We start from the raw sequence: 18,087 nt of genomic DNA, 5'->3' as shown, positions 1-18,087 counted from the left end.
AAGGATTGGTATCCATGGCTAACTACCACCTTGAGGTGCAAGTCATTAGCCGCGGCAAGGGCCGCTCTGTTACTCGTCTGGCAAACTATATCAGCGGTAAACGACTGCACGACCCCTATCAGGGTACAACCTACTACAAGCAGCGACAGGATGTACTATATTACAATATCTTCCAGCCCACAAATGCACCGCCTGCATTCCACGACCTCCAGTCTCTCTGTAATGCCATTGAAGGGGCAGAGCGCCGCTATGATGCCAGAACCGCAAGGGAGTTCAAGGGTTCACTCCCAAATGAACTCCCCCAGCAGGAGTTGATTCAGATCACCAGTGAATTCATAGAGGCAAACTTCTTAGATCAGGGGCTGTGTGCAATCGCTGCAATACACGAAGGACGCAACAATCAGGATCCTTCAAGGAATAATCCCCACGTTCATATCATCGTTCCCACCCGTACTGTAGAGCCCAGTGGGTTCAGCAAAAAGAAGGATCGTGAACGCGACAAGAGGAAACACATCTCCATTTGGAGGGCACATTGGGCCCTCGTGCAGAACCGAGCTTATGAGCGCAATGACTTGAGTATCCGGGTCAGCCACGAAAGTCTTCTGGTACAGGGCTGTTATGGCCGCGAGCCAGTCAACCACCTCTCGTTAGTAGATTGGCAAAAGGAACAGCGAGGAGAAGTCACACCTGCCGGAGTACGCAGGCGCGCTTTGGCGGCCAGGAACCAAGAGTATGCGCGACAGCTTCAGATGGAGCAAGAGCTTGCCCCTATGTTAAGACGATGAATCTGCTATGTACTCAGCATAGCAGATGTTTGATAAAAAAGATAGGATATTTTTTACAACCGCTTACATATAATAGGCCACAAGGAGGTGAGCTACTGTTGTGAAAAAGCGCAAGCTTACTTATCGGTTTCATGACCCAAATCCAGCGGTAGCCACCGCTGGCTACATATTAAATATCCTGATAGAGGCCAATCAAAATAAGGTGCAGCAGGCTATACAGGCTGCTGCAGATATGGCGAATGCTACCGGAAAAGGGGAGAATAAGGGGTGTCCTGCATAAGTGGGACACCCCTTATTCTATTGAAATCTTAAACTACACATGATAATATACAGACATAATCGAACTGTTTTATCGTGACTGAGAGGTTTTGCTATGAACATCGCTGCTTACTGCCGCGTTTCTACCGACAAGGAAGATCAACTCAACAGCCTGGAAGCGCAGAAAGAGTTCTTTTCCGAATATACCAAACGCACTGGAGATAATCTTGTGCGCCTCTATGCCGACGAGGGTATTTCCGGGACAAAAATAAAGAACCGCAAGGAGTTCCTGCGGATGATGGCGGATGCAGAGCATGGGCTTTTTGAGATGGTGGTAGTCAAAGACATTTCACGCTTTGCTAGAAATACCGTTGACCTCTTACAAAATGTTCGTAAATTAAAGGCACTAGGAATTGAAACGCAGTTCCTGACCGCCAACATGACCAGCATGGGCAACAGCGAATTTGTGCTGACCATCTTCGGGGCTCTGGCCCAGGAGGAGAGCGCCAACACCTCCAAGCGCGTGAAATTCGGCAAGAAGATGAACGCGGAAAAAGGCCGCGTCCCCAACATTGTCTACGGGTACGATAAGACCATTGGTGACTACTTCAATCTTGCTATCAATGAGAAAGAGGCTGCGGTGATCCGCCAAATTTACCAGTGGTACCTCAAAGATGGCTACGGTGCAGCTAAAATCTCTATCCTGCTCAACGAGCGGGGGTTGCGTACCAAGAGAAATTGCCAATGGAGCCAGGCTGGCGTCTGCCGTATCCTGACCAATGAACTCTATACGGGGAAGATCATCAACGGCAAACAGGAGGTCACTGACTTTTTGACCGGCCAACGGGCAGACAAGGATGTCTCGGAATGGATGGTCGTAGAACGTCCGGAACTGTGTATTATTGACCCCGAGTCCTTTGAACAGGCGCAACGTATGATGGAGGAGCGAGGACGTCAGTTCAAAGTGGAAAAAATGAGACAAAGTAATAAGTATCTGTTCTCCACTCTGATTCGATGTAAAGAATGCGGTTGGTCCTTCCGGCGGACTGTCCGCACTTACAAGAATACCTACGTCCGCTGGGTCTGCTCCGGCCACAACGGCAAAGGGGCGGACAACTGCCCCAACGCTGTGACGGTAGACGAGGAGGAACTCATTGAGGTTTTGCAGGAATACTTCGCCGGGCTGCTGAAAGCAAAGAAGAATGTCATCCGCTATGTGGTAGGGGAATTCCAGCGGGTCTACAGGGCAAAGGATGAAAACCTGAACTATGAAAAGGAACTGACTTCCCAGCTTGCCAAGCTGCAAAAGACCCGGCAGAAATATATGGATATGTACGCCGATGACCTTATTAGCCGGGAGGAACTCAACGACAAGATCGGTGGAATGCGCAAAGAGATCGAGCGGCTGGAAAACGAGCTGAAAATGGTGTCTTACCACCTCACCAAGGGGGAGCAGCTGGAAACCATCCTGCACCAGACCTTCCAGGAGATCGAGGACATTGCCGATGTACGGCAGATGACCAATGCCCAGCTGAAGCGGATCATTCAGAAGATCGAGGTGGACAAGGACGGGAATGTGGATATCTATCTGCGCCTGTTCGGTGATTTGGGCTTGGATGGAACCGTTCTAATTCGTCACGACGAAACATAAGGACCTGTCCGAGCGTCTGCCCGCCTTCAACCGGCCCCTCTACCTCCAGGTAAAGGGGGTGCTGGAGGAAAACAAGGCGGAGCGCCATATCCGGGGGGGCATCGCCACCCGGCGTAAGTATAAGGGGGTATGAAGAGGAGCTGTGCGGTCATGGCCGCACAGCTCCTTTTTAGGACGAGATACTTTGGAAAATATACTCTCTTGTTTTGGCGCAGTTTTCGTCAAACAGCTCCCTATACTGGTCATAGCTTTCGTATCGGCCTCGCTGAGGAATGGGGAGGGGGACCAGAGCCAGCTGATCGGGCAAGCGCTCACAGAGGGAATATGCACGGATTTCCCCGCTCTCCTCACGCAGCGGGAAGATCACGCCCCCTCTGGACGCGCCGAAGATATGCAGATAGCTGATGACCTGGTACAGGTCGTCCCTTACCCGGTTCCAATCGGGGGTTTCGAGGTAAAGCTCCTCCCAGCCTACCTTGTACTTGGCGTCCAGCACTACCGTCTCCGGACCCTTTTTCAGCAAAAAGTCCGGCCTGGCAGTATATTCCCACTTTCCCAGTCCATTTTTCAGCAGTTTGACTTTATGCTGAGCGGTGGCGGTCCATCCCTCATTTGAACACAGCACCGCCTTTTGCAGGAAGAGCTCCCACATCCAGTCCATGGGGAAGACCAGCCCCGCCATCTGATGGGTGTCCTTTTGAAAGGCCTCCAGCCCCATCCGGCGCACAATGAGCAGGGCGGTCTGCCGTAGGGGCTCATACTGGCTGTACACCGTGTGGGTCACCCGCCGGGAGGCCTGCTGCAAAACGGTCTGGACCGATGGCTGCCCAAAGGCCGAAATGGAGTAGCGCAGCTGCTGCAGCGCAATGCGCAGGTCCCCGTGGATAGCCGCCTGCTCCTCCACCACCCGGCGCACCATTTCGCCCCTGTGCAGCAGACAGTCCCAGGCCAGCAGGATGATCCGGTTCACCGGGTTGTCCAGGGTATACTCACGGGCGTCATAGGCGCATTTCCCGTTGTTGAGCATCCCGTTAAGCCGGATGTGCCGGGCAATGTCCAGCCGCCCCTTGGGGGAGGCGTCATTGTAGTGGAAGGTGCGGTACTGGCGGTACAGTCCCCGGACAAAGGCCGCCTTCAGCTGCTCGATAAAGAGCAGCGCCAGCAGCAGATCCCAGTTCATACCGGCGTCCGCGCCTGTCTTCTGGTCCGGAAATGCCTTCAGCGGGATATCCAGGGCCCTGGACAACACATAGGTGAGAAAAAAGCCTCCGCCGTCCTGGTCAAACCGGGAGCCGATCTGGATCTCCCGGCCCTGATAGGACAGAAAACCCACATATTTTTTGGTGTAGTAACCACCGTTGAAGGAGCCAAAGAGCACAGGCCGCTTTTCCTCCTCCGCCGCCCAGGGGGAGAGCACGGAAATCCGTCCGTCGTCCAGCTCCGCCTGGAGCTGCCGGCACAGATCGCGCACCTCCGGCTCGGAGACAGGGGAGTAGTCAAACAAGCGCACCGGTCCCGCGCCTGCGGTACCGCCGCTCATGCCTCTCCGCCCCCAGCCGGCTGGCCGTTGGCCTGGCCCTTGGAGGACGGCGGAAACCAGGCAGCCTTCAGATGCTCCAGGTGATTCTTCAGCTGCCCGTCACCCCGCAGATACTCCTTCAGCAGGGACTCCACCCGGTAGGTCCACACCCATTGCAGCACCTCGTCCAGGGACCCCTTGGCCGACTCCGGCAGGTCGCTGAACTGGCCCTGGCTGATGTCGTAGCCGCTGTTGAGATAAGTAACTTCCCTCTTCATGGCGTCGTTAAATGCTATGATCCACCCGGACAGATCCTCGATATAGTCTCTGTCCTCAAAAAACTTTTTGGTCCGGAATACGGTGGTAAGCAGGGTTTCATCCACCCGTACTTCCTCCCATACAAAGCGGCGGCGCAGGGCGAAGTCCATGCTCTCCACTGAGCGGTCAATGTCGTTCATGGTGCCGATGATGACCACATTGGGGGGGATAAAAAAGCCATCTTCGAAGACGTCTTTCCCCTCAATACCGTAGGTAGGCAGGTTGTGGTACTGAGTGTAGATGGTCGTACCACGCTTGTCTTTCTCCATGCAGAACATCAGCTCGCCGAACACCTTGGACAGGTCGGCCCGGTTGATCTCGTCGATGAGGAAGAAGTAGAGGGGCCAGTCCTCCTGATCCATTTCATCGTTGTTCTCCGCCACCATGCGGCAGAAGGCCTTGAAGGTACCGTCCATTTTTTCAAACCGCATACTGTTGTTCCTGCCGTCGTCCTTGCCGTCGTCCTTGTCCGAGATCGGGCGCAGGCCCTCCACAAAGTCGGTATAGTCGTAGGAGGGGTGGAACTGCACCATTTTGATGCGCTCTTTGAGGGCGGCGGCAATCTCCTCCTCCAGGCTGTCTGCCTCCATACCTAGAGCAATAAATCGATCCTCTACCTGCTCTCGCACAAACTGCCGGGCCACCCGGTTGGACATATAGGTCTTGCCTGTGCCCGGCGCACCGGTAAGAATGATCTGGTACTGGCCGTTCTGAATCAGGTCAATGAGACGCTCTTCCGTATTGGTTGTGCTACCGGTGGTCGTATTCATCTCATCCTCTCCCTTATCATCAAGCCCAATTAACTGAGCTATTTTTTGGATATATTCCATTTGTTTTTGATCCTGTGTGCGAGGTAATATCTCATACAGCTGCTTTAGCGTCATCTCGCCAGAGACATCATGTGCCTTCAGATAAGAAGTCGCTATATTTTTGCTGCCAAACAGTTTTTTAAGAGATTGGTTGTAGTTTCCGCTTTCTTTGGCCCATCTTGCCCCAGCATAATTTTCTTGTGCCGACTCATCGGCGTAGCAGCAGCAATAAACAATGATATCAATGGACGACTTCCTTCCGCTGGGATCGTCTTTCTTTGAGGGATCATGATGGATTCCATTCGCATAGGCAAACTGCTGGGCATTTTGTGCGTCTGACAAGTAAAGATCGATATCCTTTACCTTCACCTGACTGATCTGCCTTGGGCAGTTCTCCATTCCAGGAAATTTCAGTGGTTCAAATACAGTGTTTATTGTACTCACCTCATTATCTCCTTTATAACAAACCCCCGGCGGGCCGTGTCCGCCGGGGGTTCGTTGTCTGTTCTTTGATTACTTGGCGTAATCCACCACTTTGGTCTCCCGGATCATGTTCACCTTGATCTGGCCGGGGTACTCCAGCTCTTCCTCGATCTTCTTGGCGATGTCCCGGGCCAGCAGCACCATCTGGTCCTCGCTGACCTTGTCGGGGGCCACCATGATGCGGACCTCCCGGCCCGCCTGGATGGCGTAGGACTTCTCCACACCGGGGAAGGAGGAGGTGACCTCCTCCAGCTTCTCCAGACGCTTGATGTAGTTCTCCAGGTTCTCCCGCCGGGCGCCGGGCCGGGCGGCAGAGACGGCGTCGGCCGCCTGCACCAGGCAGGCCACCACCGTCTTGGGCTCCACATCGTTGTGGTGGGCCTCGATGGCGTGGATCACATTCTCGCTCTCCCGGTACTTCCGGGCCAGCTCCACGCCGATCTGGACGTGGGAGCCCTCCACCTCGTGGTCAATGGCCTTGCCCAGGTCGTGGAGCAGGCCGGCCCGCTTGGCCTCGGTGATGTCGGCGCCGATCTCGGCGGCCAGCAGGCCCGCCAGGTGGGACACCTCGATGGAGTGGTTGAGCACGTTCTGGCCGTAGCTGGTGCGGTAGCGCATCCGGCCCAGCAGCTTGATAAGCTCGGGGTGCAGGCCGTGGACGTTGGTCTCGAAGACGGCGCGCTCGCCCTCGGCCTTGATGGTGGCGTCCACCTCCCGCTTGGCCTTCTCCACCATCTCCTCGATGCGGGTGGGGTGGATACGGCCGTCCTGGATCAGCTTCTCCAGGGCCAGCCGGGCGATCTCCCGGCGGACGGGGTCGAAGCAGGAGACGGTGATCACCTCGGGGGTGTCGTCGATGTTGAGATCCACGCCGGTCAGGGTCTCCAGGGTGCGGATGTTGCGGCCCTCGCGGCCGATGATGCGGCCCTTCATCTCGTCGTTGGGCAGGGGTACCACAGAGACGGTGGCTTCCGCCACATGGTCCGCGGCGCAGCGCTGAATGGCCAGGGACAGGATCTCCTTGGCCCGCTGGTCGGCTTCTTCCTTGAACTGGGCCTCGATCTCCCGCACCTTCATGGCAGACTCGTGGGTCACTTCGTCAGCCAGCTGGCTGATCAGGTAGTCCTTGGCCTCCTCGGCGGTAAAGCCGGAGATGCGCTCCAGCACCTCCATCTGGGTCTTTTTGACGGTGGCCACCTCTTCCCGGGCCGCTTCCAGCTCGGTCAGCTTGCGCTGCAGGGTGTCCTCCTTCTTCTCAATGTTCTCGGTCTTGCGGTCCAGGTTCTCTTCCTTCTGCTGGAGCCGCCGCTCCTGCTTCTGCAGGTCGGCCCGGCGCTCCTTGACCTCACGCTCGTACTCGTTGCGGGCCTGGAGGATCTCCTCCTTGGCCTCCACCAGGGCCTCGCGCTTCTTGCTCTCAGCGCTCTTGATGGATTCGTTGATGATGCGCTTGGCCTCCTCCTCCGCGCTGGAGATCTCCTTTTCGGCTACCTTCCGGCGGTACTGGATGCCAAGGGCAAAAAACAGCACAGCCGCAACCACGAAGGCGATGACGGCTGCTAATATCACTTGCCACATGAGTCGGGTCTACACCTCCATCTGTTTGGATTTTTTCGTTCAATCGTTTTGTTCAAATTTCCATATGGGCAGAGGGGCCGGATTTGTCCGACCCGCACAAAAATTTGAAGAGCGTACCCCTTGCCCTTCAAAATATGCACCGAAACTATTTTAAGGCTGCAAGCCCCTTCTGTCAAGGAAATTCGTCTCCGGAAGAATCCTTCCCCGCCATATTTCCCGGGAAAAAGGGCGGACGCGCCGCAAAATGCAGCGCGTCCTTCAAAATGGCCGGAGGTGGCCGCCGGGGGCGGGGGGCTCCTCCCGCTGAAACTCCGTCATGGTGCCCCAGTACCGCTTGGGCATGTGGGTCATGCGGCATTTGGGGTTATAGCGGCCCTCGATGGATATGGTATCGTAAAACCGTCGCCACAGCTCCCGGTAGTCCAGCTCGCCCTGTGCCGGCCTGCCCAGGGAAAACTCCTCCAGGGGGACGATGGCCCACTGGCCCTTCTGGCAGAAGAGGGCCTCGTGATGGGTGCGGTCGTAGAGGATCAGGGTCTCCCCGGGGTAGCGGGCGGCAAAGTGGGGCCGCAGCAGGGGGAGCACCCGGTTTTTGGGCGCAATCTCCCCGGCCAGGGCCCCGCCCTGGTCGGAAAAGCGGGTAAAGCCTTTCAAAAGGTGGGCCTCCCGGGTCAGATGCTGGACCGCCTTGCCCAGCACGGCCACCCGGGGATCGGTCAAATCCCGCACCACCGCCGGCCCCCGCTCATACCCCAGCTTGAGAAAGTCCCACAGGCAGAGCTCCCGCTGGGGCAGGCAGGTGAGAAAGCCGTAGGTCACCAGCCGCTTGCCCTGGGAGCCCAGCTTTTTGTCCAGAGATCGGTACACCCGGCGGGCCTTCTGCTGGTCGGTATCCACCGTCCGCTGGGGCCACAGGGCGGCCTGGTCCTCCTCCGGGCCAAGGAAGCAGGCGGGCTCCTCCTTGTTGGCGTAGGCGGTAAAGACGCAGGTGAGAAAACCGGCAAAGCTGCCGTCATAGGAATAGGAAAACCTGGGCCAGTCCATGGGGACCTCCTTTCCAGGGGACTCAACCTTCAAAATAACGATAACTGCTCCGGCTCATAGCCCGCCAGGGCGGGCTTCTCCAGGGCCACCAGGTGGCGGAGCACCCCGTCTGGGCTCACCCGCAGGCCCTCCAGCATCTTGCCCCCGCAGGTGATGAAATACTGGGCCCGTTTCAGCACCACCCCCAACGTCTTCAAGCCGGAGAAGGTGAGGGGCCCCACCCGCCGGGCGGTGAGGATGCGCCGGGCGGACACCACCCCGATGCCGGGCACCCGCAGCAGGGTCTCGTAGTCGGCCCGGTTCACCTCCACCGGAAACTGCTCCATGTGCCCCAGGGCCCAGGCGCACTTGGGGTCCACCCGGGTATCGAAATTGGGGGAGGAATCGTCCAGCAGCTCCTCCGCCCGGAAGTGGTAGAACCGCAGCAGCCAGTCGGCCTGGTACAGCCGGTGCTCCCGCAGCAGAGGGGGCTGAAAGTCCCGCCGGGCAGGGAGGAGGGGGCTGTCGGCCACCGGCATATAGGCGGAGAAAAACACCCGCTTCAGCTTGTATTGGTCATATAACGCCTGAGTCAGGGTCAAAATGTGCTTGTCGCTCTCGGGGGTGGCCCCGATGATCATCTGGGTGGACTGGCCCGCGGGGGCAAACCGGGGGGCGTGCCTGTACTTCACCAGCTCCCCCTTGGAGTGGGTGATGCCGTCCCGGATCTGGGCCATGGGGGAGAGGATGGCCTTTTTCTCCTTATCGGGGCATAATTTATGCAGGCTCCCCTCGCTGGGCAGCTCGATATTGACGGACAGACGGTCGGCCAGCAGCCCCAGCCGCCGGGTGAGGGCGGGATCGGCCCCCGGGATGGCCTTGGCATGGATATAGCCGTGAAAGCCGTACTCCTGCCGCAGGAGAGTGAGGGCGGCTATCATCTCCTCGGTGGTGCGGTCGGGGCTCACCCATACCGCCGAAGAGAGAAACAGACCCTCAATATAGTTGCGCCGGTAAAAGCCCATGGTGAGCTCGGCCAGCTCCCGGGGGGTGAAGGCCGTCCTGGGCAGGTCGTTGGACCGGCGGTTGACGCAGTAGGCGCAGTCGTAGATACAGCGGTTGGTGTAGAGCACCTTCAGCAGGGAGATGCACCGGCCGTCGGCGGAGAAGGAGTGGCAGCACCCGGCGGCCATGGTGCTCCCCATACCCTTGCCGCCCCGCCGGTCCACACCGCTGGAGGTGCAGGCGGCGTCATACTTGGCCCCGTCGGCCAGAATGGTCAGCTTGTCCATCAGCTCCACCGTGCTCCCCCCTTTGGCCCCATTATAACTCGAACAAACGTACCAGTCAAGAGGGGGCTTCTGGAACTTCCGTTCCCCCCAACCGGCCTGCAATCTACATTGCTTTTTCCTATTACAAGGTGTATAATTGAATAGATTAACCTTTAATAGGACAAAACCATTCATGTTTATCCGCTGTTAAGGAGGATCATTTATGAACTATACCTTTGCACAGTATCAGGAGAGCGCCGACTACATCCGCAGCAAGATCGGCGCCTTTGCCCCCAAGGTGGCCATGATCCTGGGCTCCGGCCTGGGCTACATGGGTGATATTGTGGAGAACGCCATCGCCGTGCCCTACGGGGAGATCCCCCACTTCAAGGCCTCCACCGCCCCCGGCCACAAGGGCCGGCTGGTGTTCGGCACCCTGGAGGGCCAGAGCGTGGCCGTCATGCAGGGCCGGATGCACCACTATGAGGGCTACTCCTATGAGGAGGTGGCCTACGCCGTCCGGGTGCTGCGGCTGCTGGGCTGCGACACCCTCATCGTCACCAACGCCGCCGGCTGCGTCAACATGAACTGGAAGGCCGGTGACCTGATGCTCATCACCGACCACATCAAGCTCTTCATGGAGTCCCCCCTGCGGGGCGAGAACCTGCCCGAGTTCGGCGTCCGCTTCCCCGACGCCTCCCATCTGTACACCCCCGCCCTCCAGGAACTGGCCCGCAAGACCGCCAAGGAGCTGCGCATCCCCCTGAAGGAGGGTGTGTATATGTACTTCCCCGGCCCCCAGTACGAGACTCCCGCCGAGGTGCGCTTCGCCCGCATCGCCGGGGCGGACGCGGTGGGCATGTCCACCGCCCCCGAGGTCATCACCGCCGGCCACTGCGGCATGCAGGTGCTGGGCTTCACCCTGCTGAGCAACATGGCCGCCGGTATTTTGAACCAGCCCCTCTCCGAGCAGGAGGTGCTGGATGCCGCCGAGGCCTGCAAGGACAAGTTCTCCAGACTGGTGCTGGCCTGCCTGAAGCAGATCGGGTAAGAGAAACGGGCCATCCAAACCTTCTTACAACAATTAAAGGAGACAAGAGATATGTCCATTCTCATTCACAACTGCACCGCCGTGCTGATGGACGAGGCAGGCACCGTGATGCCGGGCGCCTATGTGGTGGTGGAGGGGACCAAGATCCGCTCGGTGGGCACCGAGCGGCCCTGGGGCCCCTTTGACCAGGAGATCGACGGCCACGGCAACGTGCTGATGCCCGGCTTTGTCAACGCCCACACCCATGTGCCCATGACCGCCATGCGGGGCTACGGCGACGGCAACAACCTCCAGGACTGGCTGAACAACTACATCTTCCCGGTGGAGGCCCGCTGGGACGACCGGGCCGTCCGGGCCTGCACCGCCCTGGGCCTGGCGGAGATGATCTCCTCCGGCGTTACCTCCATTGCCGACATGTATATGCACACCGACATCATCGCCCAGGAGGTGGCCTCCGCCGGCATCAGCGCCAACCTGTGCTGCGGCGGCGTGCTCTTTGGAGACACCTTCGATCCCGCCACCCACGGCGACTGCGTGGCCCAGCGGGAGCTCACCGAGAAGTGGCACAACTACAACGACGGCCAGATCCGCATCGACGCCTCCATCCACGGGGAGTACACCTCCCGGAAGGAGCTGTGGCAGTGGATGGCCGACTATGCCCGGGAGCACAATCTGGGCATGCACGTCCACATCTCCGAGACAAAGGCGGAGCATGAGGCCTGCATCGCCCGCCACGGCAAGACCCCCATCCAGACCCTCAACGACTACGGCGTGTGGGATGGCCGGGCCATTGCCGCCCACTGCGTGTGGACCACCCCGGAGGACTGGGCCATTATGGCCGAGAAGGGGATCTCCGCCATCCACAACCCCATCTCCAACCTGAAGCTGGGCAGCGGCATCGCCCCCATCCCCGCCATGAAGAAGGCGGGGGTCAACGTGTGCCTGGGCACCGACGGCGTGTCCTCCAACAACTGCACCGACCTGTTCAGCGATCTGAAGTTTGCCGCCATTCTCCATAACGGCGCCAACTGCGACCCCCTGGCCCTGCTGCCTCTGGACGCTCTGAAAATGGCCACCCGGGACGGCGGCATCGCCCTGGGCCGTCAGACCGGCGTGATCCAGGGTGGCTATGATGCCGACCTGATCCTGGTGGACTTCTCCCATCTCAACCTCACCCCCTGCCACAGCGTGATCTCCAACCTGGCCTACGCCGCCCACGGCTCCGACGTGGTGATGAATATGGCCCGGGGCAAGGTCATATACAAGGATGGGGAGTTTTTCACCATCGACCTGGAACGGGTACGCCGGGAAGTCGCGGACTACGCCCTGCCCCTGCTGTTCCAGAAAAACTAAGGGGGACTACCGTTGTCAAACCAGCAGAAAAAAAATACCTTTTATGGGGCCGCGGCTTTTTTGGCCATGACCACCATCATCGTCAAGGTCATCGGCGCCATCTACAAGATCCCGCTGACCGCCCTGCTGTCCGACGAGGCCTACGGCGACTTCAACGGGGCCTATAACATCTATACCTTCTTCCTTACTATCTCCACGGCGGGTCTGCCTGTGGCCCTGTCCAAGACGGTGAGCGAATGCAACACTCTGGGCCGCCAGAACCAGAAGGCCCGGGTCTTCCGGGTTGCCTTCTTTGCCTTTTTGTTTATGGGCGTGCTCAGCTTTGTGTGCATGTCGTTGTTCTCTCCCATCGTGGCCAAGTATGTGCTGCAGAATGAGAAGGCCGTCTTCGCCGTGCTGGCCCTGTCCCCGGCGGTGCTGTGTACCTGCCTGTGCTCCGCCTTCCGGGGCTACGCCCAGGGCCACATGAACATGGTGCCCACCGGCATTTCCCAGGTCATCGAGGCCCTGTGCAAGCTCTTCCTGGGCCTGGTTCTGGCCTTCCTCATCCTCAATTCCGCCATTCCCGACGAGGACCTGAAAAACCGTCTGTCCGCCTCCGGCGCTCTGCTGGGCGTGTCCATCGGCTCCATTCTGTCGGTGATCTTCCTGGCCATCAACCACATCCGCACCAACAAGCGGGATTACAAGCCCACCTCCGACAGGCCCGATCGGTCGGGGGAGATCCTGTCCCGGCTGCTCAAGCTGGCCATCCCCATCACCCTCAGCTCCTGCACCCTGTCCATCGTCAATATTATTGACACCAACCTGGTGCAGAGCCAGCTGCAGAGTGTGTTCACCGCCATTCAGGACGGGCTCACCGGCATCAACAACAGCGTGCTGGACATCTTCCCCAAGGCAGTGGAAATCTTCCAGGACAACCTGGCTGCTTTCCAGGCGGAGGTGCTGGTCAATCCTGACACCAAGCTCAACCCCATTCTGGACTCCGCCCGGGGACTGTACGGCATCTACGGCAAGACCATGAGCATCTACAACCTGCCCTTTAACCTCATGGTTCCCCTGACCGCCTGCATCGTGCCCGGCGTGTCCGCCTGCATCGCCCGGCGGGACGGTCTGGGCGCCCAGCGCACCACCGAGTCCGCCATGCGGGTATCCGCCCTCATCGCCCTGCCCTGCGGCTTCGGCCTGTTCGCCCTGGGCACCCCCATCATCCAGCTGCTCACCGTGGGCAACGTGGATGAGAGCATCGCCGGACCCCTGCTGTCCATCCTGGGCATCGCCTCCCTCTTTGTGTGCATCCAGGTGGTGGCTTCCGCCATCCTCCAGGCCAACGGTATTATCAACCTGCCCATCATCACCATGGTCATCGGCGGCATAGCCAAGGTCATCGTCAGCTATACCCTGGTGGGCAACCCCAAGTTTATGATCTACGGCGCCCCCATCGGCACCCTGACCTGCTTTGTGGTAGTGTCGGTACTCAACCTGCTCATCATCAAGCGGATGGTGCCCCATCCTCCCCGGCTCACCGTGGTGTTCTTCAAGCCCCTCATTGCCTCCCTCATCATGGCGGCGGCAGCCTGGGGCTGCCAGGGTCTGCTGGCCAAGGTCTTCCATGGCTCCTTCCTGATGAACGCCGTGGCTACCGCCGGCGGCATCCTGGCCGGCGTGGTGGTCTACGTCATCCTCATCGTGGCTCTGCGGGTGCTGTCCAGGGAGGACCTGGAGATGATGCCCAAGGGTGACAAAATTGCGAAACTCTTGCGCGTTCGCTGAGTTTTTTGGAAAAAGAGGTTGCAGGAGGCCTTGAAATATGGTAGATTTTCAATATAAGGATTCCTATGACGTCCGGGACCTGGAGGAGATCGTACGCATCCTCCGCGCCCCCGGCGGCTGCCCCTGGGACGCGGAGCAGACCCATGAGTCTATCCGCCGCAACTTCCTGGAGGAGGCCTATGAGGCCGTGGAGGCCATCGACGAGCGCAGCCCCGACCACCTGAAGGAGGAGCTGGGGGACGTGCTGCTGCAGGTGCTCTTCCACGCCCGCATGGAGCAGGAGGCCGGCCGGTTCGATCTGGACGACGTGGCCGACGGCGTATGCAAAAAGCTCATCTACCGCCACCCCCATGTGTTTGGGGACGTGAGCGTATCGGGCACCGGTGAGGTGCTCACCAACTGGGAGGAGCTCAAGCGCAAGGAAAAGGGCCAGGCCACCAACACCGACGCCCTGGACGCCGTGGCCCGCTCTCTGCCCGCCCTGTGGCGGGCAGAGAAGGTGCAGAAGAAGGCCAAAAAGGCGGGCTTCGACTGGCCGGATATCTCCGGCGCACTGGACAAGCTGTCCGAGGAGCTGGGCGAGCTGAAGGACGCCGTGGCCCAGGGTACCAACGTGGAGGAGGAGCTGGGGGACCTGCTCTTCTCCGCCGTCAATGTCTCCCGCTTCCTGAAGGTGGACCCGGAGGTGGCGCTGGGCAAGGCCACCGACAAGTTCATCGACCGGTTCCGCAAGGTGGAGGCCCAGGCCGCCGCCCAGAATCAGTCCATGGAGGGCATGACTCTGGAAGAACTGGACAAGCTATGGGAGCACGCCAAGGAAACTTAAAGGCGGTACGCCTTAAGTAATAACAAGTACTACAGAGCAAACAGGAGGAAAGCAGCAACATGAACAAGGCTGAACTGATCAACGCGGCCGCCGAGAAGGCCGGCCTGTCCAAGAAGGATACCGAGACCGCTCTCAACGCCGCCATCGAAGTCATTTCCCAGTGCCTGGCCGAGGGCGACAAGGTCCAGCTGGTAGGCTTTGGCGCCTTTGAGGTGAAGTGCCGTGCCGAGCGCACCGGCCGTAACCCCAAGACCAAGGAGAGCATCAAGATCCCCGCCTCCAAGGTGCCCGTGTTCAAGCCCGGCAAGGCCCTGAAGGACGCTGTGGCTCAGTAATTGACCCATAAAAAATGCCCGTCCGGAAGGACGGGCATTTTTGTAATATTTCCTTTAGATATAACAAGGAGGATTCATTATGCGCCTGGATAAATGGCTGAAAGTCTCCCGGCTCATCAAGCGCCGGACGGTAGCCAACGAGGCCTGCGACAACCAGCGGGTGACCGCCAACGGCCGGCCGGTGAAGGCCAGCTACGACGTGAAGGTGGGTGACGTGCTGGAGCTGCGCTTCGGCGAGCGCACCGTAAAGGTGGAGGTACTGTCGGTGGCCGAGCACGTGGGCAAGGCCGACGCCCCCGCCCTGTACAAGGAGCTGCTCAGCTGAGGGGCTCCTCCAGCAGCCCCGCCAGCAACAGGGCGTAATCCGCCAGTCCCGCCAGGGGCGCCCGCTCGTCCACCGAGTGGGCGTCCAGAATATCCGGCCCCGTGGAGGCCATCACCAGCCCCGGGGCCTTGGCCCGGAACACCGAGGGCTCCAGCCCCACATGGACCATATTGATCTCCAGCCCCCGCCCGGTCTGGGCCCGGTATACCCGGTCCAGCGCCAGGGCCAGGGGGTTGTTTTTGTCCCCCGGCCAGCCGGGGTAGCCGGTGACGGTGAGGGCGAAGCCCGCCCCCTCCGCCAGGGTCCGGTTGTCTGCCGCCATGGCCCCCTCGTCCTCCTCCCGGGCGGCCCGGAGGAAGAGGCGGACGGCAAAGCAGTCCCCCTCACGACGGGCCACGCCCAGGTTGGCCGAGGCCCCCACCACACCGGGGAACTGGGGGTCCATGGCATACACCCCGTGGCGGAGGGCGGTGAGCAGGTCCAGCACCTCCCGGCGGAAGTGAGCCGTCCATACCGTCTCCGGGCGATCGGCAGGGGACAGGTCCAGCTTCAGGTTGGGGTCGGTGGTCCGGTAGGGGAGAAGGGCCTGCTCCAGCTCACTCAGGTCGGGCTTCCGGCCCATCACCACCGCCTCCGCCGCCGCGGGAATGGCGTTGAAGGCGGAGCCGCCGGAAAAATCGGCCACCGCCAGGGTGGGCTGGTTTTTCAGCCAGGCGGCCAGTACCTTTATGGGGTTGATCCGTCCCAGGTGGATGTCATCCCCCGAGTGGCCGCCGGTGCCGCCGGTGAGGGAGATGTTCCAGGCCTCAACCTCCGGAGCGGGGCAGGTATCCAGGGGACGGGTCCAGCACTCCCGCCGTCCTCCGGCGGAGCCCACGATGGCCCGGCCCAGGTGGAAGCCGTCGGTATTCAGCAGCCAGGCCGCCCCCGCCAGCCAGGCCGGGTCCACCACCTTGGCCCCCTCCAGGCCCATTTCCTCCCCCACGGTGAAGATCAGCCGCAGGGGGCCGTGGCTCACCCCTCTCTCCAGCACCCACAGGGCGGCGGCGTTGCCCAGGTTGTTGTCCGCCCCCAGGGAGGAGCGGCGGTCGGTACACAGAAATCCGTCCTGTTCCAGCACGGTCACCGGGTCGATGAGAGGATCAAAGCCGCTGCCGGGGGCCACGGCACACACCATGTCCATATGGCCCTGGAGGATGAGCAGGGGCTCCCCCTCCCGGCCGGGGGTGGCGGGGCAGTCCGCCATCACATTGCCCGCCTCATCCCGGACAGGGGAGAGGCCCAGGCCTCGAAGGAACTCCATATAGTCCTCTCCCACCTGCTCCTCGTGATAGGAGGGGTGGGGATGGCGGGACAGGGTGCGGAAGGTAGTAACCACCCCGGCGGTAATGTCCGCCCGGGAACCAAGACGTTCTGATACTGTCATATGCGTTCTCCCTTTTGATCTGGCGTTTTTTTCATTGTACCACATTCCCGGAACCCGGGCATCTTTTCCTTGACAAAATTTCCTGTGCCGGTATAATAGTGCATTAAGGTGTCAAGACACCTGTTATGACTTTAATAACAGAGGAAACGGTTATGGGACAGTTATCGACATTTCTCAAGCGGAAAAACATTGTGATATCCGCCAAGCGGTACGGGGTGGACGCCCTGGGGGCCATGGCTCAGGGTCTGTTCTGCTCCCTGCTCATCGGCACCATTCTGGACACCCTGGGGGACCAGCTGGGGCTGGCCTTCCTGGTGGAGGTGGGGGGCTACTGCTCCGCCATGAGCGGGGCGGCCATGGCGGTGGCCATCGGCTTCGCCCTCCAGGCGCCCCCCCTGGTGCTCTTCTCCCTGGCTACGGTGGGCTACGCCGCCAATGCTCTGGGCTCCACCACCCTCAGCGGTACCAGCGGCGCCGGCGGGCCTTTGGCGGTGCTCTTCATCGCCGTCATCGCCGCTGAGCTGGGCAAGGCGGTGTCCAAGGAGACCAAAATTGACATCCTGGTCACCCCCCTGGTGACCATTCTGGCGGGTGTGGGGCTGTCCGCCCTGTGGGCACCCGCCATCGGCACGGCGGCCTCCGCTGTGGGGGACTTTGTGAAGTGGGCCACCGTCCTCCAGCCCTTCTGGATGGGCATGCTGGTGTCGGTGGTCATCGGCATTGCCCTCACCCTGCCCATCTCGTCGGCGGCCATCTGCGCCGCCATCGGCCTCACCGGTCTGGCGGGGGGAGCCGCCGTGGCGGGCTGCTGCGCCAACATGGTGGGCTTCGCCGTGCTCTCCTTCCGGGAAAACAAGTGGGGCGGGCTGGTGAGCCAGGGTCTGGGCACCTCCATGCTCCAGATGGGCAACATCGTGAAGAACCCCAGGATCTGGCTGCCTGCCATCCTCACCTCCGCCATTACCGGGCCCATGGCCACCTGCCTGTTCGGCCTGCAAATGAACGACCCCGCCTCCGGCGTGGCCTCGGGCATGGGCACCTGCGGCATGGTGGGCCCCATCGGGGTGTACACCGGCTGGGTCAACGACGTGGCCACCGGAGCCAAAGCCGCCATTACCGCCTTTGACTGGGTGGGGCTGGTGCTCATCTGCTTTGTGCTCCCGGCGGTGCTCACCTGGCTGTTCGGCCTGTTCTTCCGGAAAATCGGATGGATCAAAGAGGGAGATTTGACGCTGGATTGACCGGCAACCATATATAGCAACCCGGCGCGGCCAATGGCCGCGCCGGGTTTTTTGACAGATTG

16 protein-coding genes and 1 pseudogene are annotated in these 18,087 nt (G+C 60.2%); 11 read left to right on the top strand and 6 right to left on the bottom strand.

What is annotated here, in order from left to right:
- Positions 1-14: 14 nt before the first annotated feature.
- The 4 genes and pseudogenes from B5G34_RS05730 to B5G34_RS05715 form a co-directional block, all read left to right on the top strand.
- Complete coding sequence (locus B5G34_RS05730) at positions 15-785, top strand: MobA/MobL family protein (protein ID WP_162609427.1); 771 nt, start codon at positions 15-17, stop codon at positions 783-785.
- Between the two features lie 100 nt (positions 786-885).
- Entirely contained in the window at positions 886-1,065 is a 180-nt protein-coding gene (locus tag B5G34_RS05725; protein ID WP_087335088.1) for a hypothetical protein, read from the top strand.
- 93 nt (positions 1,066-1,158) lie between these two features.
- Positions 1,159-2,694 (top strand): recombinase family protein, encoded by a 1,536-nt coding sequence (locus B5G34_RS05720; protein ID WP_087335086.1) that lies wholly within the window; start codon positions 1,159-1,161, stop codon positions 2,692-2,694.
- Positions 2,681-2,827: pseudogene (locus tag B5G34_RS05715) on the top strand (sporulation transcriptional regulator SpoIIID); the annotation flags it as partial. The gene B5G34_RS05720 and the pseudogene B5G34_RS05715, both read left to right, overlap by 14 nt.
- 36 nt (positions 2,828-2,863) lie before the next feature.
- On the opposite strand, the gene B5G34_RS05710 reads toward B5G34_RS05715, so the two are convergent.
- The 5 genes from B5G34_RS05710 to B5G34_RS05690 form a co-directional block, all read right to left on the bottom strand.
- Positions 2,864-4,234 (bottom strand): hypothetical protein, encoded by a 1,371-nt coding sequence (locus tag B5G34_RS05710; protein WP_087335084.1) that lies wholly within the window; start codon positions 4,232-4,234, stop codon positions 2,864-2,866.
- Positions 4,231-5,301, bottom strand: coding sequence for an AAA family ATPase (locus B5G34_RS05705; RefSeq protein ID WP_162609426.1), 1,071 nt, complete (start codon positions 5,299-5,301; stop codon positions 4,231-4,233). The genes B5G34_RS05710 and B5G34_RS05705 overlap by 4 nt, the downstream gene beginning before the upstream one ends.
- A 552-nt stretch (positions 5,302-5,853) precedes the next feature.
- Positions 5,854-7,401, bottom strand: a complete 1,548-nt coding sequence (gene rny / locus B5G34_RS05700; RefSeq protein ID WP_087335080.1) for a ribonuclease Y — start codon at positions 7,399-7,401, stop codon at positions 5,854-5,856.
- Between the two features lie 258 nt (positions 7,402-7,659).
- The gene (locus B5G34_RS05695) at positions 7,660-8,445 is read right to left on the bottom strand and encodes a TIGR03915 family putative DNA repair protein (protein ID WP_087335078.1); all 786 of its coding nucleotides are present in this window, start codon (positions 8,443-8,445) and stop codon (positions 7,660-7,662) included.
- A gap of 29 nt (positions 8,446-8,474) precedes the next feature.
- Positions 8,475-9,725, bottom strand: a complete 1,251-nt coding sequence (locus B5G34_RS05690; protein ID WP_087335077.1) for a putative DNA modification/repair radical SAM protein — start codon at positions 9,723-9,725, stop codon at positions 8,475-8,477.
- 193 nt (positions 9,726-9,918) lie between these two features.
- Here B5G34_RS05690 and B5G34_RS05685 point away from each other — a divergent pair, with 193 nt between their 5' ends.
- The 6 genes from B5G34_RS05685 (at position 9,919) to B5G34_RS05660 (ending at position 15,358) form a co-directional block, all read left to right on the top strand.
- A complete protein-coding gene (locus B5G34_RS05685; protein ID WP_087335075.1) occupies positions 9,919-10,746 on the top strand; it encodes a purine-nucleoside phosphorylase in 828 nt (275 codons plus the stop codon).
- Positions 10,747-10,797: 51 nt separating this feature from the next.
- Positions 10,798-12,099, top strand: coding sequence for an amidohydrolase (locus B5G34_RS05680; RefSeq protein ID WP_087335073.1), 1,302 nt, complete (start codon positions 10,798-10,800; stop codon positions 12,097-12,099).
- A gap of 12 nt (positions 12,100-12,111) precedes the next feature.
- Entirely contained in the window at positions 12,112-13,872 is a 1,761-nt protein-coding gene (locus tag B5G34_RS05675) for a polysaccharide biosynthesis protein (protein ID WP_242956866.1), read from the top strand.
- 37 nt (positions 13,873-13,909) lie between these two features.
- The gene (mazG, locus tag B5G34_RS05670) at positions 13,910-14,698 is read left to right on the top strand and encodes a nucleoside triphosphate pyrophosphohydrolase (protein WP_087335071.1); all 789 of its coding nucleotides are present in this window, start codon (positions 13,910-13,912) and stop codon (positions 14,696-14,698) included.
- Positions 14,699-14,757: 59 nt separating this feature from the next.
- Positions 14,758-15,033, top strand: a complete 276-nt coding sequence (locus tag B5G34_RS05665; protein WP_087335068.1) for an HU family DNA-binding protein — start codon at positions 14,758-14,760, stop codon at positions 15,031-15,033.
- A 79-nt stretch (positions 15,034-15,112) separates the two neighbouring features.
- Positions 15,113-15,358, top strand: a complete 246-nt coding sequence (locus B5G34_RS05660) for an RNA-binding S4 domain-containing protein (protein WP_087267740.1) — start codon at positions 15,113-15,115, stop codon at positions 15,356-15,358.
- Here B5G34_RS05660 and B5G34_RS05655 read toward each other — a convergent pair.
- Entirely contained in the window at positions 15,351-16,784 is a 1,434-nt protein-coding gene (locus B5G34_RS05655; protein ID WP_162609425.1) for a M20/M25/M40 family metallo-hydrolase, read from the bottom strand. The genes B5G34_RS05660 and B5G34_RS05655 overlap by 8 nt on opposite strands.
- 152 nt (positions 16,785-16,936) lie before the next feature.
- Between B5G34_RS05655 and B5G34_RS05650 the strand changes: the two genes are divergently transcribed.
- Positions 16,937-18,025: a PTS sugar transporter subunit IIC gene (locus B5G34_RS05650; protein ID WP_087335064.1), complete on the top strand. Its 1,089-nt coding sequence runs from the start codon at positions 16,937-16,939 to the stop codon at positions 18,023-18,025.
- Positions 18,026-18,087 lie beyond the last annotated feature (62 nt).

The organism is Flavonifractor sp. An82 (assembly GCF_002159265.1).
Lineage (GTDB): Bacteria > Bacillota > Clostridia > Oscillospirales > Oscillospiraceae > Flavonifractor.
This window is presented reverse-complemented; position numbering and strand designations above follow the sequence as displayed.

Bases quoted from the DNA above. Each gene is read 5' to 3' on its own strand.
- B5G34_RS05665 (WP_087335068.1), top strand. From the start codon at position 14,758: ATGAACAAGGCTGAACTGATCAACGCGGCCGCCGAGAAGGCCGGCCTG.
- B5G34_RS05695 (WP_087335078.1), bottom strand. From the start codon at position 8,445: ATGGACTGGCCCAGGTTTTCCTATTCCTATGACGGCAGCTTTGCCGGT.
- B5G34_RS05730 (WP_162609427.1), top strand. From the start codon at position 15: ATGGCTAACTACCACCTTGAGGTGCAAGTCATTAGCCGCGGCAAGGGC.
- B5G34_RS05705 (WP_162609426.1), bottom strand. From the start codon at position 5,301: ATGAATACGACCACCGGTAGCACAACCAATACGGAAGAGCGTCTCATT.
- B5G34_RS05660 (WP_087267740.1), top strand. From the start codon at position 15,113: ATGCGCCTGGATAAATGGCTGAAAGTCTCCCGGCTCATCAAGCGCCGG.
- B5G34_RS05655 (WP_162609425.1), bottom strand. From the start codon at position 16,784: ATGACAGTATCAGAACGTCTTGGTTCCCGGGCGGACATTACCGCCGGG.
- B5G34_RS05720 (WP_087335086.1), top strand. From the start codon at position 1,159: ATGAACATCGCTGCTTACTGCCGCGTTTCTACCGACAAGGAAGATCAA.
- B5G34_RS05710 (WP_087335084.1), bottom strand. From the start codon at position 4,234: ATGAGCGGCGGTACCGCAGGCGCGGGACCGGTGCGCTTGTTTGACTAC.
- mazG (WP_087335071.1), top strand. From the start codon at position 13,910: ATGGTAGATTTTCAATATAAGGATTCCTATGACGTCCGGGACCTGGAG.
- B5G34_RS05680 (WP_087335073.1), top strand. From the start codon at position 10,798: ATGTCCATTCTCATTCACAACTGCACCGCCGTGCTGATGGACGAGGCA.
- B5G34_RS05650 (WP_087335064.1), top strand. From the start codon at position 16,937: ATGGGACAGTTATCGACATTTCTCAAGCGGAAAAACATTGTGATATCC.
- rny (WP_087335080.1), bottom strand. From the start codon at position 7,401: ATGTGGCAAGTGATATTAGCAGCCGTCATCGCCTTCGTGGTTGCGGCT.
- B5G34_RS05685 (WP_087335075.1), top strand. From the start codon at position 9,919: ATGAACTATACCTTTGCACAGTATCAGGAGAGCGCCGACTACATCCGC.